General features: G+C 68.7%; 22 protein-coding genes. 12 read left to right on the top strand and 10 right to left on the bottom strand.

Annotated elements, in window-relative coordinates:
* Positions 1-90: 90 nt before the first annotated feature.
* The 3 genes from ftsX to R2APBS1_RS17170 all read right to left on the bottom strand — a co-directional run bounded on the left by ftsX (position 91) and on the right by R2APBS1_RS17170 (position 3,605).
* Entirely contained in the window at positions 91-1,071 is a 981-nt protein-coding gene (gene ftsX, locus R2APBS1_RS17160; protein ID WP_015448883.1) for a permease-like cell division protein FtsX, read from the bottom strand.
* Positions 1,068-1,745, bottom strand: coding sequence for a cell division ATP-binding protein FtsE (gene ftsE / locus R2APBS1_RS17165; RefSeq protein ID WP_015448884.1), 678 nt, complete (start codon positions 1,743-1,745; stop codon positions 1,068-1,070). Before ftsE ends, ftsX begins: the two co-directional genes overlap by 4 nt.
* A gap of 111 nt (positions 1,746-1,856) precedes the next feature.
* Positions 1,857-3,605 carry a DEAD/DEAH box helicase gene (locus tag R2APBS1_RS17170; RefSeq protein ID WP_027485233.1) on the bottom strand — a complete coding sequence of 583 codons (1,749 nt, stop codon included), beginning with the start codon at positions 3,603-3,605 and terminating at the stop codon, positions 1,857-1,859.
* 382 nt (positions 3,606-3,987) lie between these two features.
* Here R2APBS1_RS17170 and trxA point away from each other — a divergent pair, with 382 nt between their 5' ends.
* From trxA to R2APBS1_RS17185, 3 genes are all read left to right on the top strand, one after another.
* A complete protein-coding gene (gene trxA, locus R2APBS1_RS17175) occupies positions 3,988-4,314 on the top strand; it encodes a thioredoxin TrxA (RefSeq protein WP_007515050.1) in 327 nt (108 codons plus the stop codon).
* Between the two features lie 187 nt (positions 4,315-4,501).
* Positions 4,502-6,301 carry a transcription termination factor Rho gene (rho, locus tag R2APBS1_RS17180; protein ID WP_015448886.1) on the top strand — a complete coding sequence of 600 codons (1,800 nt, stop codon included), beginning with the start codon at positions 4,502-4,504 and terminating at the stop codon, positions 6,299-6,301.
* A gap of 218 nt (positions 6,302-6,519) precedes the next feature.
* Positions 6,520-7,887 (top strand): glutamate--cysteine ligase, encoded by a 1,368-nt coding sequence (locus R2APBS1_RS17185; RefSeq protein WP_015448887.1) that lies wholly within the window; start codon positions 6,520-6,522, stop codon positions 7,885-7,887.
* 6 nt (positions 7,888-7,893) lie between these two features.
* Here R2APBS1_RS17185 and pyrC read toward each other — a convergent pair whose 3' ends face one another.
* The 3 genes from pyrC to hemB form a co-directional block, all read right to left on the bottom strand.
* Positions 7,894-8,946 (bottom strand): dihydroorotase, encoded by a 1,053-nt coding sequence (pyrC, locus tag R2APBS1_RS17190; protein ID WP_015448888.1) that lies wholly within the window; start codon positions 8,944-8,946, stop codon positions 7,894-7,896.
* A gap of 749 nt (positions 8,947-9,695) precedes the next feature.
* Positions 9,696-10,358, bottom strand: coding sequence for a hypothetical protein (locus tag R2APBS1_RS20320; RefSeq protein ID WP_155950252.1), 663 nt, complete (start codon positions 10,356-10,358; stop codon positions 9,696-9,698).
* Between the two features lie 188 nt (positions 10,359-10,546).
* The gene (gene hemB / locus R2APBS1_RS17195) at positions 10,547-11,542 is read right to left on the bottom strand and encodes a porphobilinogen synthase (RefSeq protein WP_015448890.1); all 996 of its coding nucleotides are present in this window, start codon (positions 11,540-11,542) and stop codon (positions 10,547-10,549) included.
* A gap of 114 nt (positions 11,543-11,656) precedes the next feature.
* Between hemB and glk the strand changes: the two genes are divergently transcribed.
* The 4 genes from glk to R2APBS1_RS17215 all read left to right on the top strand — a co-directional run bounded on the left by glk (position 11,657) and on the right by R2APBS1_RS17215 (position 15,059).
* Positions 11,657-12,673 (top strand): glucokinase, encoded by a 1,017-nt coding sequence (glk, locus tag R2APBS1_RS17200; RefSeq protein ID WP_015448891.1) that lies wholly within the window; start codon positions 11,657-11,659, stop codon positions 12,671-12,673.
* Positions 12,674-12,719: 46 nt separating this feature from the next.
* On the top strand, positions 12,720-13,946 hold the full coding sequence (locus R2APBS1_RS17205; protein ID WP_015448892.1) for a hypothetical protein: 1,227 nt from the start codon (positions 12,720-12,722) through the stop codon (positions 13,944-13,946).
* Positions 13,947-13,965: 19 nt separating this feature from the next.
* Positions 13,966-14,649 (top strand): HAD family hydrolase, encoded by a 684-nt coding sequence (locus R2APBS1_RS17210; RefSeq protein WP_015448893.1) that lies wholly within the window; start codon positions 13,966-13,968, stop codon positions 14,647-14,649.
* 98 nt (positions 14,650-14,747) lie between these two features.
* The gene (locus R2APBS1_RS17215) at positions 14,748-15,059 is read left to right on the top strand and encodes a hypothetical protein (protein ID WP_015448894.1); all 312 of its coding nucleotides are present in this window, start codon (positions 14,748-14,750) and stop codon (positions 15,057-15,059) included.
* 7 nt (positions 15,060-15,066) lie between these two features.
* Here R2APBS1_RS17215 and R2APBS1_RS17220 read toward each other — a convergent pair whose 3' ends face one another.
* The 3 genes from R2APBS1_RS17220 to secB all read right to left on the bottom strand — a co-directional run bounded on the left by R2APBS1_RS17220 (position 15,067) and on the right by secB (position 19,716).
* Positions 15,067-18,084 (bottom strand): DEAD/DEAH box helicase, encoded by a 3,018-nt coding sequence (locus tag R2APBS1_RS17220; RefSeq protein ID WP_015448895.1) that lies wholly within the window; start codon positions 18,082-18,084, stop codon positions 15,067-15,069.
* Positions 18,085-18,177: 93 nt separating this feature from the next.
* Positions 18,178-19,203, bottom strand: a complete 1,026-nt coding sequence (locus R2APBS1_RS17225; RefSeq protein WP_015448896.1) for an NAD(P)H-dependent glycerol-3-phosphate dehydrogenase — start codon at positions 19,201-19,203, stop codon at positions 18,178-18,180.
* A 9-nt stretch (positions 19,204-19,212) separates the two neighbouring features.
* Entirely contained in the window at positions 19,213-19,716 is a 504-nt protein-coding gene (secB, locus tag R2APBS1_RS17230; protein ID WP_007513767.1) for a protein-export chaperone SecB, read from the bottom strand.
* A 296-nt stretch (positions 19,717-20,012) separates the two neighbouring features.
* Here secB and rpmB point away from each other — a divergent pair, with 296 nt between their 5' ends.
* Positions 20,013-20,249, top strand: a complete 237-nt coding sequence (gene rpmB, locus R2APBS1_RS17235) for a 50S ribosomal protein L28 (protein ID WP_007513766.1) — start codon at positions 20,013-20,015, stop codon at positions 20,247-20,249.
* 10 nt (positions 20,250-20,259) lie between these two features.
* On the top strand, positions 20,260-20,427 hold the full coding sequence (gene rpmG, locus R2APBS1_RS17240; protein ID WP_007513765.1) for a 50S ribosomal protein L33: 168 nt from the start codon (positions 20,260-20,262) through the stop codon (positions 20,425-20,427).
* Between the two features lie 365 nt (positions 20,428-20,792).
* On the opposite strand, the gene R2APBS1_RS17245 is transcribed toward rpmG, so the two are convergent.
* Positions 20,793-21,986 carry a DesA family fatty acid desaturase gene (locus tag R2APBS1_RS17245; RefSeq protein ID WP_015448897.1) on the bottom strand — a complete coding sequence of 398 codons (1,194 nt, stop codon included), beginning with the start codon at positions 21,984-21,986 and terminating at the stop codon, positions 20,793-20,795.
* A gap of 173 nt (positions 21,987-22,159) precedes the next feature.
* Between R2APBS1_RS17245 and R2APBS1_RS17250 the strand changes: the two genes are divergently transcribed.
* Genes R2APBS1_RS17250 through R2APBS1_RS17260 form a run of 3 tightly spaced genes read left to right on the top strand, consistent with a single transcriptional unit; the run spans position 22,160 to position 25,046 of the window.
* On the top strand, positions 22,160-22,924 hold the full coding sequence (locus tag R2APBS1_RS17250; RefSeq protein WP_015448898.1) for an ABC transporter ATP-binding protein: 765 nt from the start codon (positions 22,160-22,162) through the stop codon (positions 22,922-22,924).
* Complete coding sequence (locus R2APBS1_RS17255; protein ID WP_015448899.1) at positions 22,921-23,691, top strand: ABC transporter permease; 771 nt, start codon at positions 22,921-22,923, stop codon at positions 23,689-23,691. The genes R2APBS1_RS17250 and R2APBS1_RS17255 overlap by 4 nt, the downstream gene beginning before the upstream one ends.
* Entirely contained in the window at positions 23,691-25,046 is a 1,356-nt protein-coding gene (locus tag R2APBS1_RS17260; RefSeq protein ID WP_015448900.1) for a GldG family protein, read from the top strand. Before R2APBS1_RS17255 ends, R2APBS1_RS17260 begins: the two co-directional genes overlap by 1 nt.
* Position 25,047: the final 1 nt, after the last annotated feature.

Genomic DNA, 25,047 nt, shown 5'->3' on the forward strand with positions numbered 1-25,047 from the left:
GGGTGCGTCCCCTGCACCCGTCGCAAATGGGGATAGTGCACCGGAGCGGGCACCGACGGCTGCGATTCACGTCACCCCGGCGCAAGGCCGTCATGCCGCCCGGCGCAATTGCCACGCGCTGACCAACCGCGCGCCGAGCCAGCCCAGCGCCGCGGCGACCAGCGGCACCGCCAGCAGCAGCCACAACGGCAGGCCGCCGATGTGGAGCTTGCCGTCATAGGCCTGGCTCAGCTGCGCCACCGGCGCGGCCAGCGCCAGCTCGATCGCCACCGCCAGCAACGCGGCCAGGACGCCGCTGAACAAGCCATACCAGATCCCCGCGTACAGGTAGGGCCGGCGCACGAACGCGCCACTGGCGCCGACCAGCAGCAGCACGCCGATCTCCTCGCTGCGGCTGGCGATGTCCACCCGGATCGTGTTGCCGACCACCAGCAGCGCCGCCAGCGCCAGCAGCGAAGCCAGCACCAGCACCACGCGGTTGCCCACGCCGAGCAAGGCATCCAGCCGCTGCCGCCAGCTGCCGCTGTCCTGCACCAGTTCGACGCTGCGCAACGTGCGCACGTCGGCCACCAGCTGCTCCAGCGCGTGCGCATCCACGCCGGCGCGCGGCTGCAGCTGCAGCACGTACGGCAACGGGTTGGCGTCCAGCGTCTGCAGCGCACCGGAGAAGCCCTGCATCTGCGCCAGCTCGTCCATGCCCTGCTGCGGCGTCTTCACCGTCACCGCGGCCACTTCGGGGCGGTCGCCCAGTTGTCTGGCAAGCAGTTGCGCCTGTGGCGCGGTCTGGCCCGGCTGCAGGAACACGCTGATCGCCTGGCTCTGGCCCAGCGCGTTGCCGAGCTGCTGCACGTTGCCCAGCAGCAGGTAGAACGCCAGCGGCAAGGCCAGCGCCAGGCCCATCACCGCGATGGTGAGCAGGCTGCCGAACGGACGCGCGGCGAGCCGGCGCAGGCTCGACCCCGCGCTCCAGCGGTGGTGTTCCTGCCAGCTGGCGAAGCGGTTGCCGCGGCTGTGGACGTTGCGCGGCGGCGCATCCGCCGGCACGTGCAGGGTCTCGGTCGACGTGTTCACAGCACCTCCTGCGCGGCCAGGTCGGCCACCAGGCGGCCGTGATCCAGCACGATCACGCGCTTCTTCATGCGCTTGATCAGCGGCAGGTCGTGGCTGGCGATCAGCACGGTGGTGCCGACCTGCTGGAACTCGCCGAACAGGCCCATGATCTCCACCGCCAGCTGCGGGTCGAGGTTGCCGGTGGGCTCGTCGGCGATCAGCAGCGCGGGGCGCGCCACGATCGCGCGGGCGATGCCGACGCGCTGCTGCTCGCCGGTGGACAGGGTGGCCGGCAACTGCCGCTCGTAGGCGAGCAGGCCGACTTTCTCCAACGCCGCGCGTACGCGCCGGGCACGCTCGGCGCGGGCGATGCCGCCGATCACCAGCGGCAGCTCGACGTTGGCGAACACGCTGCGATCCAGCAGCAGGCGATGGTCCTGGAACACCATGCCGAGATGCCGACGCCACTTCGGGATGCCGCTGTGGCGGATCTTCGCCAGACTCTTGCCGTCCACGCTGATGGTGCCGTGCGAGGGCCGCTCGATCAGCCCCAGCAGCTTGAGCAGGGTGCTCTTGCCGGCGCCGGAATGGCCGGTGACGAAGGCCATCTCGCCGGTCGGCACCTCGAACGAAAGCTGCGAGAGCGCCTCATGGCCGCCTTCGTAGCGCTTGCTGACTTGGTCGAAATGGATCACCGCGCGTCCCCGAGCCTGCGTTTCGTCGTATCCGCGCAAGGATAAGGGAAGCCGGCCGCAAGATGCGGACTTCCCTGACCGCCGCGGGCCAACCCGCGGCGGTCGCGGCACTCAGCGGCCGGTGAACAGCCGGGTCAGGCGACGGAACAGGCTCGGCTTCTTCGGATGGGCGTGCTCGCTGGGCTTGCCCGAAGTCACCGCGACCTGCCGCGACGGCCGGCTGTGGCCGCTGCCCGCGGACTCGGCCGCGTTGCGCTCGCGGGGCGGGCGACGCTCGCCGCGCGGTGCGCGATTGCCTTCGGCGACCGCGGGCTGGTGGCCGGTCGTCTCGACGCCATCGGTCGGCGCGCCTTCACGGCGACGATTGCGGCCGCCGCGACGGCGCCGCGGCTTGCGCGTCCCTTCGGCGGCCGGACCGGCATCTGCCCGCGGTGCCGCCTCGGTCTTGTGCACGCCCTCGACGGCCGGCTGTTCGGCGGCGGTGACACGGCCGTCGGCCAGCTCCGGCTTGCGCTCGCGCGGCGGACGCGCGGCGCCGCGGCTGCTTCCGCTGCGCTCGCCGCTGCGACCCGGGGCGCCGCTGCGGCGCGGCTTCTCGCCCGGCCGCGGCGCCACCACGTCGCCAAACGCGGCGCTGTCGGCGGCGGCGTTGGCGGCGAACTCGGGGTCGATCGCGTGCGGCTTCGGCATCACCAGCAGCTCCGGCTCCATCGCGCCGACCGGGATGCTCTGGCCGATGTAGGTCTCGATGTCCGGCAGGCTCATCGCGTACAGGTCGCAGGCGAAGCTGATCGCGTCGCCCTCGGCGCCGAGCCGCGCGGTGCGGCCGATGCGATGCACGTAGTCCTCGGCTTCGTGCGGCAGGTCGTAGTTGAAGACGTGGCTGACCGCCGGGATGTGCAGGCCGCGCGCGGCCACGTCGGTGGCCACCAGGATGTCGAGCTGGCCGTCCTGGAAGCGCTGCAGCAGCTTCTGCCGCTTCAGCTGCGGCACGTCGCCGGAGATCGCGCCGACCCGGCAGCCATGGCGCTTGACCCGCTCGGTGACGCGCTCGGCGGCAGCCTTGGTGTTGACGAAGATGATGCTGCGCGACGGCTTGTGCCGGTCGATCAGGTTCAGCAGCAGCGGCATCTTCTCTTCCTTGGCCGGGAAGTAGACGACCTGGCGCACCTTGTCGGCAGTGACGTGGTCGCTCTCCACCACCAGCTTCTCGGCCTCGTGCATGTGCTCGTAGGCCAGCTCCAGCACGCGGTGGCTCAAGGTGGCGGAGAACAGCAGCACTTGGCGCTGCTCGCGCGGCGGCAGCTTGCGGAAAATGAAGCGCACGTCCTTGATGAAGCCGAGGTCGAACATGCGGTCGGCCTCGTCGATCACCATCACCTCGACGCTGTTGAGGCTGAACACGCCCTGCTTGTGGTAGTCGAGCAGTCGGCCCGGGGTGGCGATGATGATGTCGCAGCCGTCCTTCAGCTGCTGGCGCTGCTTGTCGTAGTCGACGCCGCCGTAGATCAGCGCGCTGCGCAGGCCGGTGTGGCGGCCGATCGCCTTGGCGTCCTTCTCGATCTGGATGGCCAGCTCGCGGGTGGGCGCGATCACCAGCGCGCGCGGGTCGCTGTCCTTGCGCTCGGCCACCGCCGGGGTGGTCAGCAGGTGGTTCATCAGCGCGACCAGGAAGGCGCAGGTCTTGCCGGTGCCGGTCTGCGCCTGGCCGGCAACGTCGCGCCCGGCCAGCGCTAGCGGCAGAGTCATTTCCTGGATCGGCGTGCAGCGGGTGAAACCGCTGTCGTCCAGACCCTGCTGCAGCAGCGGATGAAGATCGAAGTTGGCGAAGAAGGTGTCGGTGAGTACGGTTTGTGACATATGCGGATGGTTGACCTTGCCTGACGGCGGCGTGATGCGCTGCACCCGTTTCAGCGGCCGGGGTTCGGCGCGAAACGGTGCAGGACGGGGTGCGCGTGGCGCAGCGAAGCGTTCAATCCCGGGGTCGGCAAGGTCGCGCCGCGGCGTGCGACGCCGGATTTGACGGCGGTCCGACGGGCGGCTTGAACGGCCGCCCTTGAATCGTGCCCGGAGTTGCGCTGGAATGAGAACTCGCCGCCCTCTTCCTGCCCAACCCGCGCTTCGTGGGCGCCTGAGTGTAGCCGATGACGGGCCCGCCCGTCGTCACTCCTTGTTTTTCGGCCCCGGCCACCCCATTGTTTTCCACCTGCCAGTTCTGGCCCCCCAGCCACGGAGATCCCCGGTGAGCGACCTGATTACCCATGTGAACGACGACGCCTTCGACGAGCAGGTGCTCAAATCCGAAACCCCGGTGCTGCTGGATTTCTGGGCGGAATGGTGCGGCCCGTGCAAGGCCATCGCGCCGATGCTGGACGAGCTGGCACAGCAGTATCAGGGCAAGCTGCGCGTGGTGAAGGTGAACATCGACCAGAACCAGCAGACCCCGCGCGCCTATGGCGTGCGCGGCATCCCGACCCTGATGGTGTTCAAGAACGGCAAGGTCGAGGCGACCCAGATCGGTGCCGTCAGCAAGGGCCAGCTGACCCAGATGATCGACAAGGCCATCTGACCCCTTCGTTGCACACCCGCTGCCCGCCGCCTGCCCGGCCCCGTCCGGCAGGTTGGCGAGGCTTTACGCCGGCACGCGGCGGGTGCTAGATTCATCGCGTCCGTCGGGACAGTCCTGTCCCCTTGCGCCTGCCGCGCGACGCACACCCTCCCTCCTGCAATTCAACGGCGCCCCGCGAGGATTGCCCGTGTCCGATACCGAAAACAGAACCCCGAACGACGCCCCGGGCGCCGACGCCCGCGCCGTGGCCGAAAACAAGCCCGAGCCGCGCCCCCGCGCGCCGCGCCGCACGGCCGCCGCGACCGCGGCGGCGAACGCCGAGAAGGCCGCCGTGGCCGACAGGCCGGTCGCACCGACGCCCGCCCCGGCGACGCCGGCAGCCGTGCCGGTGCAGGCCAGCCTGCCGGCCATGCCGGCGGAACCGGCCACCACGCGCCCTGCGCCGGAGCCGCGCGACTTCACCGCTCAGACCGGGCAGAACCAGAACCAGGACTCGCCGGCCGGCCAGAACCCCGGCCAGCCGCAGAATCCGAACCAGGGCCAGAACCCGAACGGCAGCCAGAACAACGGCGGCCGCGAAGGTCGCGAGGGTCGCGGCCGCCGCCGGCGCAACGAACGCGGCGGCAACCCGAACCAGCAGCAGGGGCGCCCGCAGCATCCGCGGCCGAACCCGAACGGCCTGCCGGTGGACGACGACAACGCCGACCCGGGCAGCAACGATCGGGTGATCAACCTCACCGAGTTGAAGCGCATGAAGGCGCCGCAGCTGCTGGAATTCGCCGAGTCGCTGGGCGTGTACGAAGGTGTCGCCCGCGCGCGCAAGCAGGACGTGATCTTCAACGTGCTCAAGGCGCATGCCCGCTCCGGCGGCGGCATCTGGGCCGAGGGCGTGCTGGAAATCCTGCAGGACGGCTTCGGCTTCCTGCGCTCGGCCGACGAGTCCTACCTGGCCGGCCCCGACGACATCTACGTCAGCCCCAGCCAGATCCGCCGCTTCAACCTGCGCACCGGCGACTACATCACCGGCCGCGTGCGCCACCCGAAGGAAGGCGAGCGCTACTTCGCCATGCTGCGCGTCGACGACATCAACGGCGATCCGCCGGAGGCGTCGAAGAACAAGATGCTGTTCGAGAACCTCACCCCGCTGTTCCCGCGCAAGGCGTACAAGCTGGAGCGCGGCAACGGGTCGAGCGAGGACATCACCGGCCGCATCCTCGATTTGATCGCGCCGATCGGCAAGGGCCAGCGCGGCCTGATCGTCTCGCAGCCGAAGTCCGGCAAGACGATGATGCTGCAGAACATCGCGCAGGCCATCCAGTACAACCATCCCGAAGCGCACCTGATCATGCTGTTGATCGACGAGCGCCCGGAGGAAGTCACTGAGATCGCCCGCACCGTGCGCGCCGAAGTCATTTCATCGACCTTCGACGAACCGGCCGTGCGCCACGTGCAGGTCGCCGAGATGGTGATCGAGCGCGCCAAGCGCCTGGTCGAGCACAAGAAGGACGTGATCATCCTGCTCGACTCGATCACCCGCCTGGCGCGTGCTTACAACACCGTGATCCCGAGCTCCGGCAAGGTGCTCACCGGTGGTGTCGACGCGAACGCGCTGCAGCGCCCGAAGCGCTTCTTCGGCGCCGCCCGCAACGTGGAAGAAGGCGGTTCGCTGACCATCATCGCCACCGCGCTGACCGAAACCGGCAGCAAGATGGACGAGGTGATCTACGAGGAGTTCAAGGGCACCGGCAACATGGAAGTGCACCTGAGCCGCCGCATCTCCGAGAAGCGCGTGTATCCGGCGATCGACATCAACCGCTCCGGCACCCGCCGCGAGGACCTCTTGATCGACCCGGACATGCTGGCCAAGATCTGGATCCTGCGCAAACTGCTGCACCCGATGGACGAGCTGGCCGCGATGGAGTTCATGCTCGACAAGATGAAGAACACCAAGTCCAACGACGAGTTCTTCAATTCGATGAAGCGCTGACAGGCGGGAATCGGGAATCGCGGGATGCGGCGATTCCGCCCGGTACTGGAACGGCGGCCACAGGCCGCCGTTTTCCCTCCTGTGCCCGTCTGATCCAGCTCAAGGCGGCACCCGGGCGATGCTGCTCCAATGCAGCTCCGACCCCGCATCCCACGACACCCCTTTTCGTCGCCTTGCGCCGCCCCCATAGTGTCGGCTCCCCCAGCGAGGCTTCGCCCGTGTCCATACCCAGTGCCGTCAAGAGCACCCCGATCCAGGGCCGCCAGCAACTTGCCGATTACCTCGCCGCCGGCGAGAAGCCGCGCGAGGCCTGGCGCATCGGCACCGAGCACGAGAAGTTCGGCTTCCGCACCGACGACCTGATGCCGCCGCCATTCGAGGGTGAGCGCGGCATCCGCGCCCTGCTCGAAGGCATCGCCACGCGCTACGGCTGGGACATTGCCCGCGAGGGCGAGACCCCGGTGGCGCTATCCCGCGACAAGGCCAACATCACGCTGGAGCCAGCCGGCCAGCTGGAACTGTCCGGCGCGCCGCTGGAAACCATCCACCAGACCTGCTGCGAGGTGAACTCGCACCTGGAGGAAGTGCGCTCGGTCGCCGACGGCATGGGGCTGGGCTTCCTCGGCATGGGCTTCCAGCCGAAGTGGCGCCGCGACGAGATGCCATGGATGCCGAAAGGCCGCTACAAGATCATGCGCGAGTACATGCCCAAGGTCGGCTCGCTCGGCCTGGACATGATGACGCGCACCTGCACCGTGCAGGTGAATCTGGATTTCTCCTCCGAAGCGGACATGGTGAAGAAGTTCCGCACCAGCCTCGCGCTGCAGCCGATCGCCACCGCGTTGTTCGCCGACTCGCCGTTCACCGAGGGACGTCCGAACGGCTATTTGTCCTACCGCTCGCAGATCTGGACCGACACCGACCGGGACCGCACCGGCATGCTCGACTTCGTGTTCGCCGACGGCTTCGGCTACGAGCGCTACGTCGACTACATCCTCGACGTGCCGATGTACTTCAGCTATCAGGACGGCCGCTACATCGACCTGGCCGGACAGGACTTCAAGCGCTTCCTCGCCGGCGAGCTGCCCACGCTGCCGGGCGTGCACGCGACCATGAAGGACTTCGCCGACCACCTCACCACCGCCTTCCCCGAGGTGCGCCTGAAACAGTACCTGGAGATGCGCGGCGCCGATGGCGGCCCGTGGAACCGGCTGTGCGCGCTGCCCGCGTTCTGGGTCGGCCTGCTCTACGACCAGCAGGCACTGGACGCGGCATGGGACCTGGTCAAGGACTTCAGCCGCGAGGAACGCCACGCGCTGCGCGACGGCGTGCCGAAGCACGCGCTGAAGCTGCCGTTCCGCGGCGGCAGCGTGCGCGATCTCGCCGAGGAAGCGCTGAAGATCGCCGGCCATGGCCTGAAACGCCGCGCCCGCCTCAACCGCCACGGCGCCGACGAGAGCGTCTTCCTCGAACCGCTGGTCGAGATCGTGCAGGCCAACCAGACCCCGGCCGAACGCAAGCTGGAGCTGTTCCACGGCCCGTGGCACGGCAGCGTCGATCCGGTGTTCCGCGAGTTCGCCTACTGAGGACGGTCAGGGCGTGGTCGTTTCCACCAACGACCACGCTACCGACTCGCCGGCGCGCATCGGCGTGCAGGTGGACCCGGCCAGCGGGTATAGGTCCGGCACCATCCATGGCGTGCGCTCGAGCGCGATGCGTTCCCGGTTCCGTGGCAACCGGTAGAAGTCGGCGCCATGGAAACTGGCGAACGCTTCCAGCCGATCCAGTCGGCCCGCCTGCTCGAACGCCTCGGCGTACAGCTCGAGCGCCGCATGCGCGGTATACAGCCCCGCGCAGCCACACGCCGTCTCCTTCGCTTCGCGCGGATGCGGCGCGCTGTCCGTGCCGAGGAAGAAGTGCGCGTCGCCGCTGGTGGCTGCCTGCAGCAACGCAACGCGGTGCGTCTCGCGCTTGAGGATCGGCGCGCAGTAGTTGTGCGGGCGGATGCCACCAGCGAACAACGCGTTGCGGTTGAGCAGCAGGTGATGCGCGGTGATCGTGGCCGCCACGTTGGCCGGGGCGCCGCGGACGAACTCCACCGCGTCGCGCGTGGTGATGTGCTCCAGCACCATGCGCAAGGCCGGGAACCGCGCCTGCAGCGGCAGCAGGTAGCGTTCGATGAAGACGCGTTCGCGATCGAAGATGTCGACATCCGGATCGGTGACCTCACCGTGCAGGAGCAGCGGCAGTTCGTGCTTCTGCATCGCTTCGAGCACCGCATGCACGCGCGACAGCTCGCGCACGCCCGAGTCGGAATTGGTGGTGGCGCCGGCCGGGTAGTACTTCACCGCAAACACGCTGTCGCTTGCCTTGGCGCGGGCGATTTCCTCGACCGGCGTGTTCTCGGTGAGATACAGCGTCATCAGCGGCCGGAAGCGTGCGCCCGCCGGCAGGCTCGCCAGAATCCTCCGGCGATAGTCCTCGGCCTGCGCCACCGTCGTCACCGGCGGCTTCAGGTTCGGCATCACGATGGCGCGCGCAAAACGCTGCGCGGTGTGGGCGATCACCGAGGCCAGCGCATCGCCGTCGCGAAGGTGCAGGTGCCAGTCGTCGGGGCGGGTGATTTCAAGACGCGTGGGTGTCATGGATTCCGGGCTCGGGTTGCGGTCGGAGATGACAATGGTATCGCGCCAGCGCGAAAGCTTGAGAGCAGAGCGGTCGATCGCCTTCGGCGACCGAGTCACTTTTCTCTTGCGTGGCCAAGAGAAAAGTAACCAAAAGAGAAGGCCACCCCGCTTGCGCGCCTTGCGGGCCTCCTGCCCGCAAGGTTCGCGGTCGTGTTACGGGGTTTGTCGACAGGGCATCCTGCCCTGACGCCAAACTGGTTCGCATCCATGCGAACCACCCTGCGGGCTTTTCCTCCACCCGCCCGCCGCTTCAGAGGGGACCCGGGTAGAGCAGCGGGCCATCGTGGCCCGCACTTTTTAGAAGAGCCAGATCAAGAGCAAGGCAATAGCAGAGCGATGCGTTGCTGTTGCTTTTCAGCTTTCCACCGAGTGCGGGCCACGATGGCCCGCTGCTCTACCGGGGTCCCTTGTGCGGCGGTGAGTCGGGGTCGACAGGCCGCGCAGCGGGCATCGGCAGGGATGCCGATGCCTTTTCGCACGGGCAGGATGCCCGTTCGATAAGCCTGGCCCCGGCTCACGGACTTGCCGGGCAGGAGCCCGGCAAGCGCCAAGCGGGGCGCTCTTTCTCTTTGGTTACTTTCTCTTTGAGCACGCAAAGAGGAAGTGACTCGGCCTCCGCAGGAGGACGAGAGCTTTTGCCTCTACAACGTACATTGGCTTACCGCAGAAACTGAGCCTGACCTCGATATCACTCCACATTCAAGTATTCAGTTTCTTACCACGAGTGAGCGAAGCCAGACGGGAATTTCATTGGTGAGCCACTCCGCTTCCTCTGGCACATCCCCTTTTGCAAATATCTTTACAACAAAGAGTTGTCCCCTAATGCGAATGTATGCAACACCAAGGCTCATGGGCGGTAACTTTGAGTTTCCATCGATCTCGTATCTCCCCCTCGTCACAATGGCAAAGCAGTTGGTCTCGTCCACCAAGATGCGATCGCCGTTTGTATCAACCAATTTACTGTCTTCCCCCTTGGCCTTCATATAGGCATTGGCGTGCCATATTTCCGCAGGGCCGAAGAAGCTCTTGCGCATGTCTCCCACCAAGGCTGCAAATGTGTCGGGACTAGCGAAACGAAGTTTGTCATCTGTGGGTTGAAGAACAACGGCATAGTGGCGCTTCTCTGGTCGCTCCCCTTTCTCTATCTTGTTGATATCGGAGAGTGCCAGGTAAGCATCCACAAATCGAAGGGCATGGTTACTTGCGGCATTCGAAAAACTGGCCGTTGCGGCAGGACTTTTTGCCACTGACACAAGACCCCGCGGAGGAGAAATTGTCGTGCCTTGCGCCGCCGACGAAGTATCCGACGCCTGCACCGAGTTGAAGGCGACCGAGGTCGCAAGTAGAAGAAGACAATAGATGAGATTCATAGCGCGCATGACACGTCCCCTGCGTATCGATTGGTAGTAGCAACGGTGCGGATAAGTCAAACCGCGATAACTGAATGCGAAGCCTTGCTAGCTAGTTTTCAAATTGTATCGATCAACTCTGTCTGACCCCAGCGTTGGCTGGCTGGAAAGGTTCGCCATCGAAAGCAGACATTGCAAACTGGCCACACCTACTTCCCGTCGCGCAACCACCGCGCCGCGTCAATCGCGTAGTAGGTAAGAATCGCATCCGCCCCCGCCCGCTTCATCGCGGTGAGCGCCTCCAGCACTACCGCCTTCTCGTCCAGCCAGCCGTTCTGCGACGCGGCCTTCAGCATCGCGTATTCACCCGACACCTGGTACACGAAGGTCGGCGCGCCGAAGGTGTCCTTCACCCGGCGCAGCACGTCGAGATACGGCAGGCCGGGTTTCACCATCACCGCGTCGGCGCCTTCGAGCAGGTCCAGCTCGACTTCGCGCAGCGCCTCGTCACTGTTGCCCACGTCCATCTGGTAGGTGTGCTTGTTGCCCTTGCCGAGGTTCACCGACGAACCGACCGCGTCGCGGAACGGGCCGTAGAACGCGGAGGCGTATTTCGCCGAGTAGGCGAGGATGCGGGTGTGGATGAGGCCGGCTTCTTCCAGCGCTTCGCGGATCGCGCCGATGCGGCCGTCCATCATGTCCGACGGCGCCACGAAATCCATGCCCGCCTCGGCCTGGGCCAGCGACATCCTGATCAGTGCCTCGACGGTGGGCTCGTTCATCACGTAGCCGTGCTCGTCGATCAGGCCGTCTTGGCCGTGGGTGGTGTACGGGTCGAGCGCCACGTCGCCGATCAGGCCCAGCTCCGGGTACTTCGCCTTCAACGCGCGGGTGGCGCGATGCATCAGGTTGTCCGGGTTCCACGCCTCGCTGGCGTCGAGCGACTTCACGTCGGCGCCGGGCGAGGGGAACAGCGCCAGCGCGGGGATGCCCAGCCGCACGCATTCGCCAGCCAGCGCCAGCAAGCCGTCGATGGACAGCCGCTCCACCCCCGGCATCGACGGCACCGCCTCGCGCCGGCCCTCGCCCTCGATCACGAACGCGACCATGATCAGGTCACTCGGCAGCAGGGTGTGCTCGCGCATCAGCGCGCGGGAGAAGGCGTCGCGGCGCATGCGCCGCATGCGGGTGGCGGGGAAGCTCATGGCGGGGTCTCGCGGAACGGTCTGCGGGGGATTTTACGCCGTGCGGCCGGCAAAACACTGGACTAACTGCCGTGACGCCGGCAGGCTTGGCGCTTCACGCCGCCAGGAAGTTCCATGAGCCAGCCCAGCCACGTCCCCACCCTGCTCGTCGATCTCGGCGGCACCAACGTCCGCTTCGGGGTGGCCGATCCTTCGCGCGACCAGCCTTTGCTGGCCGACAGCATCCGGCGCTACCGCGTGGCCGAGCACGATTCGCTGGTGGCGACCGCGCAGCAGTACCTGGCCGACACCGGCCTCAAGGTAAGCCGCGCCATCGTGGCCGCCGCCGGGCGCATCGTCGACGGCGAGACGGTGAAGGTCACCAACAATCCGTGGGCGATCTCGGCGCAGCAGACCGCCGCCGCGCTGGACCTGGAGTACGTGCACCTGGTCAACGACTTCGCCGCGCAGAGCATGGCGGTGACCTTGCTGCAGGGCGACGACCTGGTCGACGTGGGCACGGTGCCGCGCCCGGTGGTGGGCGCCGAGGCGGAGCAGACCTTCGCCGTGGTCGGTCCGGGCACCGGCCTGGGCGTGGGTGGCCTGCTGGTGCGCGGCGGCCACTGCAGCGTGCTGCAGACCGAAGGCGGCCACGCCGGCTTCGCCGCGCACACGCCGGAGGACATCGCCATCCTCGACTACCTCAACCACAAGTACGGCCGCGTCTCCAACGAGCGGCTGATCTGCGGCCAGGGCCTGGTGAACCTGTACGACGCGATCTGCCACATGGTCGGCGCGACGCCCGAGGCGCTCAAGCCCGAGGACATCACCGCCCGCGCGAAGGACGGTAGCTGCGCGCTGTGCACGCGCACGGTGGAAACCTTCGCCGGCATCTTCGGCAGCGTCGCCGGCGACCTGGTGCTCACGCTGGGCGCGTGGAACGGCGTCTACCTCACCGGCGGGCTGATCCCGATCCTGCTGCCGTGGCTGGAACGCGGCCGCTTCCGCGAGCGCTTCGAGGCCAAGGGCCGCTTCCGCGACATCATGGAAAAGGTGCCGACCCAGGCGATCATGAACCCGGAGCCGGGCCTGCTCGGCGCGGCGGCGCTGGCGGTGCTGGAGTCGGGGCGCACGCTGCTGCCGCCGCGTTAGCCCGCGGGTCGGCGCGTATCCTGCCGAGGCCATGCGAGGAATGCGTATGCCCTGCGCCACCGTCGCCCGCCTGCTGTGGCTGCCGGGCCTGCTGGCGCTGCCGCTCGCCGCGCCGGCGCAGGATACCGGCGTCACCCGCAACGCGGCACTGGCCATCCCGGCCACGCCGATCACCTCGCGCACGGCGCTGGATGCCTATGTGCGCGATACGCCGCCTGAAAACTCGCCGCTGAACTGGCTGACGCCCGGCGCCCGGCGCCGCTTCCTCGACACCCTGGTGTACCGCGAGCACGGCCTGGGCGGCATGCGTCTCGCCGACCTGCGCTACGAACTCACCCGCGGGCAGGCCTATACCCTGCTGCGCCTGTTCGGCGCGCAAGACTACGCCATCGACCTGGATGCGCTGAGCGCGCCGCGCGCGGCCACGCACGACGACGCGGCAGGCACGCTGGAAGCCGCCTACGACCGCCTGCTGGCCGCCGCGGAGCACGCCGCCGCACCGGCGCAGGCCATCGCGCGCAGCTACGCCGCGGATTTCGCGCCGGCACAGACCGACGCGCAACGGCCCGCGCTCGGCGACCGCGACGCGGAGCTCCTGTTCCGCGCGGCGGCGCTGGCCTTCCAGACCACCGGCCGACCGGACTACCTCGCCGACCTGCGCCGCGATTTCGCCGAACTGGAGCGCCGCCGGCGTGTCGACCGTCCGCACGCCAGCGATCTCTACGACGCGTTGCTCGTCGCGCACCGCGACGACGAGGCGCGCACGCTGCTGGCCGCCCACCCCGACATCCAGCGCAGCCCGCCGCCGTCGATGCACACGTTCAGCCGCATCCGCAACGGCCAGCCCAGCCTGTGGGTGGTCACGCCGGGCACACGCACGCGCGAACTGGTGCGCTTCCGCTTCAACCTCCGCGCGCCGGCACAGGTGATCGTGCTGGCCTCGACCGGCTGCCACTTCTCCGCCAACGCCGCGCGCGACATCGAGGCCGACCCGCTGCTGCGCGAGCTGTTCCGCGACCACGGGCAATGGGTGGCGCCGCCCGAGGAGGTCACCGCCTTCGACGCCGTGCGCGACTGGAACGAGGCGCACCCCGCGCTGCGGCTCGGCATCGCCTACGACGACGCCAGCCTGCCGATGGTCGAGCGCGTCGAGACTCCGGTGTTCTACTTCCTCGACCACGGCACCGTCGTCGACACCGTGGTCGGCTGGCCGGCCGGCGGCAACCTCGACGCGATCCGGCGCGGCCTGCGCAAGATCGACCTGCTGCGCTGACCTGCCCACGGAGAAACCCATGCCCCGCCATGAGACCGCCTTCCTGTTCGACCTCGACGGCACCCTGATCGACAGCGTCTACCAGCACGTGCTGGCGTGGAAGGAGGCGCTCGATCGCGAAGGCGTGGAGCTGTCGGTGTGGCGCATCCACCGCAAGATCGGCATGAGTGGCGGCCTGTTCGCCAACATCCTGCTGCGCGAGACCGGACTGGAAATCACCGCCGAGCGCCTCGACCGCCTGCGCCAGTGGCATGCCGAGGCGTTCAACCGCCAGCACGCGCAGGGCTCGGTGCGGCCGCTGCCCGGCGCGCGCGCGTTGCTGGACTACCTCACCGAACAGCAGATTCCATGGGCGATCGCCACCAGCGGACGGATGGAGACCGCCGCGCCCAACCTGCAGGCGCTCGGCGTCGACCCGTCGAAGGTGCCGGTGGTGACGCGCGACCAGGTGCGCCACGCCAAGCCCGACCCGGACCTGTTCCTTGCCGCCGCCGCACGGCTCGGCGTGGACATCCAGCAGTCGCTGGTGATCGGCGACAGCGTGTGGGACATGCTCGCCGCGCAGCGCGCCCGCGCGCTCGGCGTGGGCCTGCTCTCGGGAGGCTACGGCCACGCCGAGCTGCAGCAGTCCGGCGCGTTCCGCGTGTACGGCGATCCGGCCGATCTGCTGCGGCACATCGACGAGGTCGCCGCACGCGATTGAGCGGCCGCGTTGAACAATGCCGCCAGGCGTCATGAAAAATTAATCACCCGCGCACGAGCCCGCGGTAGGCTCGGCGGCAGTCGATCAAGGAGCCACCCATGCGCCGCCTCGTCGCCAGCCTGCCGCTTGCCCTGCTGCTCGCCGCGTGCGCGCCCTCGCCGGCGCCGCCATCGGACGGCAGCCGGCCCGCATCGACAAACGCCGTGCTCGGCTCGGCCGAATGGTACGCATGGGTCGATCAGTCGCTGCACATCGACGACGGCCACGGCCCGGCCCGCGGCTCGGACGCATGGAACCAGGCGGTACAGGACAAGCTGGGCCAGGAAGCGCCGCAGTCCAAGCCCGGCTCGCCGGAATGGCAGCAATCGGTGGACGCGCTGCTGCGCACGCGGTTGCCGCCGTCGTCGTGACGCGAGATCAGCCCGGCGCCAGCAGGGTGTCCAGGTCGCCTTCGTCGAAACTGAGCTTCTCGCGGCTGCCGCCGCCTTCGAGCACGGCGGCGGCCAGTTCGGCCTTGCGCTCCTTCAGCTGCTCGATGCGCTCTTCCACCGTGCCCGAGGTGATCAGGCGGAACACGAACACCGGCTTGTCCTGGCCGATGCGGTGCGCGCGGTCGCTGGCCTGTGCCTCGGCGGCGGGGTTCCACCACGGGTCGTAGTGGATCACGGTGTCGGCGGCGGTGAGGTTGAGGCCCACGCCGCCGGCTTTCAGCGAGAGCAGGAACAGCGGCACCTCGCCGTTCTGGAAACGCTGCACCGGCTCGGCGCGGTCGCGGGTGTCGCCGGTCAGGGTGACGTAGCGGATGCGCCGGCGGTCGAGCTCGGCGGCGATCAGTTTCAGCATGCCGGTGAACTGCGAGAACAGCAGCACCCTGCGGCCCTCGTCGAGCAGCGCCGGCAGCATGTCCATCAGCAACTCGAACTTGGCCGACTCGTGCACGCCGCGCGCGGCTTCGAGTTTCACCAGCCGCGGGTCGCAGCAGACCTGGCGCAGCTTGAGCAACGCGTCCAGCACCACGATGCCGGAGTGCGCGATGCCGCGCTGCGCGATCACCTCGCGCAGTTCCTCCGCCAGCGACAGGCGCAGGCCTTCGTAGAGATCGCGCTGCCGCCCTTCCAGCACCACGCGGCGGGTGATCTCGGTCTTCGGCGGCAGCTCCTTCGCCACCTGCGCCTTGCTCCGGCGCAGAATGAACGGCGCGATGCGCAGGTTCAGCCGCTGCTGGCATTCCTCGTCGTGCTGCTTCTCGATCGGGATGCGGTAGAAGCGGCGGAACGCGCTCTCGTCGCCGAGCAGGCCGGGCACCGCCAGATCGACCTGCGACCACAGCTCGCCAAGGTGATTCTCCAGCGGCGTGCCGGTGAGGCAGACGTAGCGCGGCGTGCGCAGGCTGAGCAGGGCGCGGCGCGCCTGCGTGCGCGGGTTCTTCACCTGCTGCGCCTCATCCAGCACGATCAGCGCGAACGGCTGCTTGCGCAGCGCGACCACGTCGCGCGGCAACAGCGCGTAGCTGGTCAGCACGATGTCCTGCGCGCCGAGCTGGGCAAACTCCTCGGCGCGCTGCGGCCCGTGCAGGGTCAAGACGTGCAGCATCGGCGCGAAGCGGGCGATCTCGGACTGCCAGTTCGGGATCAGGCTGGTCGGCACCACGATCAGCGCAGGCTGGGTCAGCGCGCCGCCCTGTTTCAGCGACAGCAGATGGGTGATCAGCTGCAGCGTCTTGCCCAGGCCCATGTCGTCGGCGAGCACGCCGCCGACGCCGGCCTCGGCCAACGCGTTCAGCCAGCGCAGGCCCTCGCGCTGGTACGGCCGCAGCTCCACGGTGAGCCCGTCGGGCACCGCGTCGCTGGCACGCTCGGCGGCGTCGCGCAGGCGCGCAGCGAAACCGAGCAGCGGTTCGGCCGCCTCCAGCGTGCTGCCGCCGGGCATCGCCGCGACGAGTTCTTCCAGCCGGCCGGCCTGGACCCGCGGCAGATGCAGCTTCTGGCGCGGCTTCTCCAGGTACTCGGCCAGCGGCGCCAGCAGCCCGCGCAGTTCCTTCAGGCGCACCGGCACGCGCCGGCGCGCATCGACCGGCGCGTACCACACGGCGTCTTCCGGCTCGTTCGGTGCCGGACGCAGGTTCAACTGGTGCTCGGCCAGCGCCTGCGCCACGGCGGGCAGCAGGTTGTGCCGCTCGCCATCCAGCTCGATGCCGATCTCCAGGTCGAAGGCATGGTCGTCGGCATCTTCCACCGCCTGGCCGTACCAGTGCACCGGGCCTTCCAGCACTTCGAACGGGAAGCTCGGCGCGTACTCGACCTGGAAATTCTCCGCCTCGAGTTTCGGCCGCAGCGCCAGCCAGCGTGCCGGCGTGTTGACCTCCAGCGCGCCGGCGTAGCCGGTGCCGGGAAACAGCCAGGCGTCGTCGGGCAGGGTTTCGGCCACATCCCACGGCAGGCCTTCGGTATCCACGCCGGGGGTGAGTCCGGCGCGCTCGAGCTGCTCCATCGCGCTGAGTTCCTCGGCGCGGCGGCGGGTGATCTCGACCAGTTGCCCGTTGCGCACGCGCCGCACCAGCGGCTCGCCGCCACGGGCGGGCAGGCGTTCGCCGGCGTAGTCGAAGGCCAGCCGCGCATAGCCCAGCGGCGGCGTGCCGGCGGCCAGCCGCACGTGGCGGGTCAGTGCGTGCAGGGTCAGCACCGGTTTGGGCGCCAGCGCCGAGCGACGCACTTCATCGAACACCAGCGGCAACGGCACCCGCGTGGCCAGCCGACTGCCGGCCAGGCGGTTGCGCAGGCGGCGGCCGTGCTCGTGCTTCAGCGGCGGCAACTCCAGCCAGCGTGTTTCCTCGACCGCCGCGTCGAAGCGGCCCACCGTGGCGCGCTCGGCATCGAGGCACCACAGCCCGTCGATGCGCAGCAGGCGCTGGCTGTGCGGCAGCACCGGCAGCAGGCGCTGGCTGCCGTCCGGTTCCAGTTGCCAGTGCCAGTTGAGCGGGTGCGACTTGCCGCGCGACAGCCGTAGCCCGGCCAGGCCGCCGAGGAAACATGGCGCGGTGTCCAGGATCTCGGCCAGCAGGGTGTCGCCGACGTGGCCACCGAGGCGCGCGTAGCTGCGGCCCTTGCGCACGCTCTGCGGCAGACCCAGCATGGTCGCGGCCAGGCGCTGCTCGTGCGGCGGCAGCGGCGACTGCGCCAGGTGCCGGCTGTCCAGCGGCACCGGCCGCGCGTAGCGGCCGTGCTCGGCCACCGCCAGCAGCACCGGCGCCACGTCCAGCCGGGCGAAGGCGGCGCCTTCCTCCGGCATCACTTCCAGGAAGAAACCGAGCACGCCGTGCTCGTCGGCCACTGCCGGCTTCGGCGCCGCCAGCAAGCGCCGCCATGCCTGCGGCAGGGCCTCGTCCTCGCCGGAAGGCGTGGCGGCGGCGTGCTGTTTCCCGTCCGGTTGCTGCATGCGCATGCGGTCCGTGGCGACGACCAAAACATTGAGCTTAGCAGCGCAGGGGCACGATGCGACCGCCGAAGGCGCGGGCGGCGCGCCGCCGGATCAGTCGGTGCCGAACAGGCCGTGCGGGTATTCCGGTTTCTGCTCGCGCGCCATCAGCGCCTTGAGCCCGTCCACCGGGGTGACCTCGCCGTGCAGCACCGCGCGCACGCCGGCGCTGATCGGCAGGTCCAGGCCGTGCTTGTCGGCCAGCCGCGCCACTTCGTCGGCAGTCAGGATGCTTTCCACCACCTGGCCGATCCGGCGCACCGCCTCGTCGATCGCCACGCCCTGGCCCAGCGCCAGGCCGAGCCGGCGGTTGCGCGAGAGGTCGCCGGTGCAGGTCAGCACCAGGTCGCCCAGGCCGGACAGGCCGATCAGCGTTTCCGGCCGCGCGCCCAGCGCCACGCCCAAGCGCAGCATCTCGTTCATGCCGCGGGTGATCAGGCCGGCACGGGCGTTCAGGCCAAGCTGCATGCCGTCGGCGATACCGGTGGCGACCGCCAGCACGTTCTTCATCGCCCCGCCGAGTTCGGCGCCGAGCACGTCGCCGCCGGAATATGCGCGCAGGTTCGGCGCGTGCAGCAAGCCGGCCAGTTGCTGCGCGAACGCCGCGTCATCCGAATGCACGGTGACCGCGCTGGGCAGGCCGGCGGCAACTTCCCTGGCGAACGACGGGCCGGTGACCACCGCCGCGGCGCGACCGGGCAGCCGCTCGGCGACCAGCTCGTGCAGGAAGCGACCGGTGCCCGGTTCGAAGCCCTTGGTCGCCCACGCGATCGCGGTGCCGGCGTCGAGCAGCGGCGCGATCTCGTCGAGCATCGCGGCGAACGCGTGGCTGGGCACCACGATCAGCACGATGCCGGCGCCGCGCACGGCCGTGGCCAGCTCGGCCTCGTAGGCCAGCTCGGCCGGCAGCTCGATGTCCGGCAGGTAGCGCTGGTTGCGACGGCTGGCCGCCATCGCCGCCAGCGCCGCGCGGTCGCGCCCCCACAACGTGGTCGACACGCCGTTGCGCGCGGTCAGCGCCGCCAGCGCGGTGCCCCAGGAGCCGGCCCCGAGGATGGTCAGCTTCGGGTTTTCAGCCATGGGCACGGCTCAGCTGTTGAGCGTGGCCGGGGCGTCGTCGCCACCCATCATGCGACGCTGCTGCTCGGCGAACAGCGCGTCGAAGTTGATTGGCTGCAGCAGGAACGGCGGGAAGCCGCCCTCCAGCACCAGCGAGGAGATCACCTGGCGCGCATACGGGAACAGCAGGTTCGGGCAGTAGCTGCCGATGATGCCGGCATGATCCGTCTCGCTGAAACCGGCGATGCCGAACAGGCCGGCCTGTTCCACCTCGGCCAGGTAGGCGGTGCGCTGGCCGATGGTGCAGGTCAGGGTGAGGCTGAGCACCACTTCGTACAGGTCGTTGCCGAGGTCGGTGGCCTTCTGGCCCAGGTTCAGCTGTACCTGCGGCTGCTCGCTGTCGCCGATCTCCTGGAAGATCTGCGGCGCGTTCGGCGCCTCGAAGGAGACGTCCTTCACGTAGATCTTCTGCATCACCAGCTGCGGCTGACTGGCCTGGCCGTTGGCCTGGTCGTTGGTGATCTCTTGTGCCATCGGGGGTTCCTCGGGTCTGGGTCGTGTGTACAAAAGAGACTGATTGTTCCATACATCCCCGCAGCGCGCACGCCGGCAGACGCCGACGCGAGCCCGGAAGATTGCGCACGACCTTGTTTTTCTGCGAGAATACGCGGCTCGCCTCTGTCGACCCGGTGTTTCCGGGCGGTCCGCCACGCGGTACGGACCTCACGATCACGCGTTGCGACAACTCCAGCATCGCGTGGCGCATGGCGCCGCTGGGCCGATCACACCCTGGCCAACGGGTGTCAGTAAACCAAATTACGGAGGTCGTCATGGCCCGTGTATGTCAAGTCACCGGCAAGGGTGTGCAGAGCGGCAACAATGTCTCGCACGCCAACAACCGGACTCGTCGCCGCTGGTTGCCCAACCTGCATGAGCGTCGTTTCTGGGTGCCCAGCGAGAACCGCTGGATCAAGCTGCGCGTTTCCAACAACGCCCTGCGCACGATCGACAAGAATGGCATCGAGGCCGTGATTGCCGAGATGCGCGCCCGCGGCGAAAAGGTCTGAGGATTGAGCCATGGCTAACAAATCGCAAGACAAGATCCGCATGATCTCCTCGGCCGGCACCGGCCACTTCTACACCACGCAGAAGAACAAGAAGAACACGCCGGAAAAGTTCGAGTTCAAGAAGTACGATCCGGTCGTGCGCAAGCACGTGATCTACAAGGAAGGCAAGATCAAGTGACGTTCTGACCCGCCCGCGCTGCGCGCGAGCGGCTCTGTCAGAACGTCATCCCTGCGAAGGCAGGGATCGCTCTTGCTCTTGCCACTGCATCCGCAACAGCGATACTGATGCCTCCAGGAAAACCCGCCCTCGTGGCGGGTTTTCTTTTGCTCGGATGGATGGCGCGGCCGACGCGCCGCGGCAAACCCGTCGTCCATGTGGCCTTGCGCAAGGCCCGATGGATGACCAGCTTCGCTGTTGAAAAGCTCCTCCGGCCTTCGCCGGAATGACGAAGTTCGGAGATTATTCGAGCCTCCCCGCAGACCCAAATAAACAAAACCCGCCACGAAGGCGGGTTTTGTCGAACCGTTGTGCCGCCGGACGAATCAGGCTGTCGCGACGCTGTAGCCCTTGAGCCGCTGCGCGAACTCCTGCAGCGCGCGGATGCCGCTCTGCTCGGCCTCGACGATCCACTGCTGCAGGCCCTTCAGCGCCTGCTCGGCGCCGCGCTGCTCCATCAAGGCGGCGAGGCGGTTGCGGAAATCGCACACGGTCCTCAGCGTCGGGCGCCTAGCCAGCACGGCCTGCATGCGCTCGCGACCCTCGTTGTCCAGCCAGCGTCCGCCGTCGGCCAGCGCACGGCGCATGCGCCGCGGCATCGACTTGAGGCTCTCGCCGGCATGCTGTGCCTCGTCACTGATGGTCGGCAGGATCACGCCGCGGTAGTAGTCGGTCATCGCCTGGAAGCGGTGGGTGAGCACCGCCTTCAGCGTGTCGGCGTCGGGCAGGCGCACGTTCGGACGTACATCGAGCGACGGCGCCACGCGCAGCACCTTGGCCAGGCCCACCGCGCGCAGACCGCAGATCGCCGCCCAGCCGATGTCGAACTCCCACTTGCGCAGCGCGAACTTGGCCGAGCTGGGGAACGCGTGATGGTTGTTGTGCAACTCTTCACCACCGATCCAGAAACCCCACGGGACCAGGTTGGTCGCGGTGTCGGCACTCTCGAAGTTGCGGTAACCCCACCAGTGGCCGATGCCATTGACGAAACCGGCGGCCCAGAACGGGATCCACACCATCTGCACCGCCCACAGCAAGGCACCGATCACGCCGAACAGGGCCAGGTCGATCAGCAGCATCAGGGTCGGCCCCCAATACGGGTGCGCACCGTAGAGCTTGTGCTCGACCCAGTCGTCGGGCGTGCCGCGGCCGTACTGTTCCATGTCCTGTTTCGACGCGCAGGCGTCGCGGTACAGCGAGACGCCGTCCCAGAACACCTTCTTGATGCCGTAGATCATCGGGCTGTGCGGGTCTTCCGCCGTCTCGACCTTGGCGTGGTGCTTGCGATGCACCGCCACCCATTCGCGGGTGACCATGCCGGTGGTCAGCCAGCCCCAGAAACGGAAGAAGTGCGCCAGCGCCGGGTGGAAATCCACGCCGCGATGGGTCTGGCTGCGATGCAGGTACAGCGTCACCGTGAAGATGGTGAGCTGGGTCACGACCAGCATGTAGACCAGCATCTGGCCCCAGCTTGCGCCGGTGAGGCCGTTGATCAGGAAATCGAGTACAGCGTCGAGCATGGAAAGCACCGGGTGAGGGATGGAGACAGTGTAGATTGTGGGTTTCCATACCCGCCAGCACGGCGAACCACGAATCATAGCAGCCGGTCAAGAGCGGAACGCTAAGGTGACGTTATCCGCGTCCGTGGCGCGCGCCTGTTGTTTAACGATGGGGGCGCCGTGACAATCACGCAATGACCTCGCCGCCTGCCGATTCATCCCCTGCCGTCCTGCGCCTGCACCGGCTCAGCCGTCGCCGCGCCGGCCGCCCCGCCGTGCAGGATCTCAGCCTGGAGCTGCAAGGCGGCCAGGTGCTGGGCCTGCTCGGCGTGAACGGCGCCGGCAAGTCGACCACCTTGTCGATGATTGCCGGCGCGCTGCGCCCCGACAGCGGCGGCATCGAGCTGAACGGCGAGGATTTCCTGGAACACCCGGAAACGGCACGCACGCGGATCGGCTGGCTGCCGGAACGCGCGCCGGTGTGGGCCGAGCTCAGCGTCGAGGAGCATCTCGACGCGCACGGCCGCCTGCGCGGACTGCACGGCGCCGCGTTGCGCACGGCGCGCACCGCGATCATCCAGAGGCTGGAACTGCAACCGCTGGCCCGGCGCCTGGCCGGCGTGCTGTCGCAGGGCCAGCGCCAGCGCCTCGGCCTGGCCTGCGCGCTGCTGCATCGCCCCGCCCTGCTGGTGCTGGACGAACCGGCCAACGCGCTCGACCCGGTGCAGGTCGCCGCGCTGCGCGCGTTGATCCGCGAGCAGGCCGCGGCCGGCACCGCGGTGATCCTGTCCACCCACCTGCTGGCCGAGGTCACCGCGGTGTGCGACCGCGTGGCGATCCTGCACGAGGGCGCGCTGCGCCACGACGGCCCGGTGCGCGCCGACGACCATGCCGCGCTGGAGAAAACCTTTTTCGGGATCGCGATGAACGGCAGCACCGCACCGGCACGCGCCGCATGAGCCACGCTTTCGCGAACACCGTCGCCGTGACGCGACTGGAATGGCGCCGGCTGCTGGTGCGTCCGCTGGCCTGGGTACTGGCGGCGCTGACCCTGGCCTGGCTGGCATGGAACTTCACCCTGCTGCTGGGCAGCTTCCTGGCCGGCCAGATCCAGCGCGCCGCGCTGCCGGACGGGCCCGGCTTCACCGACCTGGTCGGCGTGCCGCTGCTGGCCCAACTGGCCCAGCTGGCATTCCTGGTGGTGCCGCTGCTCAGCATGTCGACGCTCGCCGGCGAACGCCGCAACGGCACCCTGCCGCTGCTGTTCGCCGCGGGCGTGCCGGCCTCGCGCATCGTGCTGGGCAAGTACCTGGCGGTGCTGGGCTGGCTGCTGCTGTGGCTGGCGCTGACCCTGGCGATGCCGCTGGCGCTGATGCACGCCACGCACTTCGACTGGGGCAAGCTGGCCGCCGCCACGCTGGGCCTGGCGCTGATGCTGGCCGCGCTGGCCGCGATCGGCGTGGCCTGTTCGAGCTTCGCCTCGCATCCGGCGCTGGCCGCCGCCGCCGCGCTGGTGATCGCGCTGGCGCTGTGGAGCGTGAACCTGGGCGCGCAGCTGGCCGGCATCAACGGCGGCGCGATCAACTGGCTGGCGATGAGCACGCACCTGCAGCCGCTGCTGCGCGGGCTGGTCTCCAGCGCCGACCTCGTCTGGTTCGCGCTGCTGATCGTGCTGGCGCTGGCCCTGGCCACGTGCCGGCTGGCGGCCGACAAGGAGCGCAACTGATGGGCGCACTGTTCAGACGTCTGGACGGCTGGTTGTTCGCGCTGCTGCTGGTCTTGGCGGCCGCGGCGATCGGCTACCTCAGCACGCGCTACGCGCACCAGGCCGACTGGACCGCGAACGGTCGCACCAGCCTGTCGGCGGAAAGCCGCGCGGTGCTGGCCAGGTTCGACGGCCCGGTGGAAATCGTCAGCTACGCGAACCCGCAGGGCAACCTGCGCCAGACCGTGGCCGGTTTCCTGCAGCGCTACCAGGCGGTGAAGAGCGACCTCACGCTGCGCTTCGTCGACCCGCAACTGGACCCGGCGAAGATGCGCGAGCTGGGCATCACCGTCGACGGCGCGCTGATCCTGCACTACAAGGGCCGCGAGCAACGGCTGGACGAGCTGTCCGAACGCAGCCTCACCAATGCACTGGAACGCCTGCTGCGCGGCAGCGACCGCATCGTGGCCTTCGTCACCGGCGACGGCGAACGGCGCGCCGACGGCCAGGCCAACGCCGACCTCGGCACCTTCATCACCCAGTTGGAAGCGCGCGGCATGCGCGCGGTGCCGCTGAATTTCGCGCAAGTGACGGCGGTGCCCGAGCACACTGACCTGGTGGTGCTGGCCAGCCCGAGCCTGGCGCTGCCGCCGGCCGCGGTGCAGGCGCTGGTTGCCTACGTGCAGAACGGCGGCAACCTGTTGTGGCTGAGCGAGCCGTCCAACGACGACCTCGGCCTCGCGCCGCTGGCCGCCGCGTTCGGCGTGCGCGTGCTGCCGGGCGTGCTGGTCGACGGTTCCGGCGCCGCGCTGGGCGTGGGCGACCCGCGCCTGATCGCGCTGGGCAGCTACCCGCCGCAGGCAATCACGCGCGGCTTCACGCTGACCACGCTGTTCCCGCAGGCCTCCGCGCTGGCCCAGCTGAGCCAGGGCGATTGGGCGGTCAAGCCGTTCCTGCGCTCCGGCACGCAGAGCTGGACCGAGTTCCAGCCGATCGACAACAGCAAGCCCTCGGACATCCGCTACGACGCCGACGCCGGCGAGCTGAAGGGGCCGCTGGACTTCGGCTTCGCGCTGAGCCGGTTGTCGCCCAGCCCGGACAAGAGCGAGCAGCGCGCGGTGGTGATCGGCGATGGCGATTTCCTCTCAAACACTTTCCTCGGCAACGGCGGCAACCGCGCGCTGGGCGAGCGCGTGTTCGACTGGCTGCTGGGCGACGACAAGCTGGTCGAGCTGCCGCCGCGCGGTGCGCCGGACCGGCTGCTGGAAATCTCGCAGGCCGAGTTGAATGCGCTGAGCATCGGTTTCCTGGTCGTGCTGCCGTTGCTGTTGCTGCTGGCCGGCGGCCTGATCGCATGGCGCCGGCGGCGGCGCTGAA

Source organism: Rhodanobacter denitrificans (assembly GCF_000230695.2).
Lineage (GTDB): Bacteria > Pseudomonadota > Gammaproteobacteria > Xanthomonadales > Rhodanobacteraceae > Rhodanobacter > Rhodanobacter denitrificans.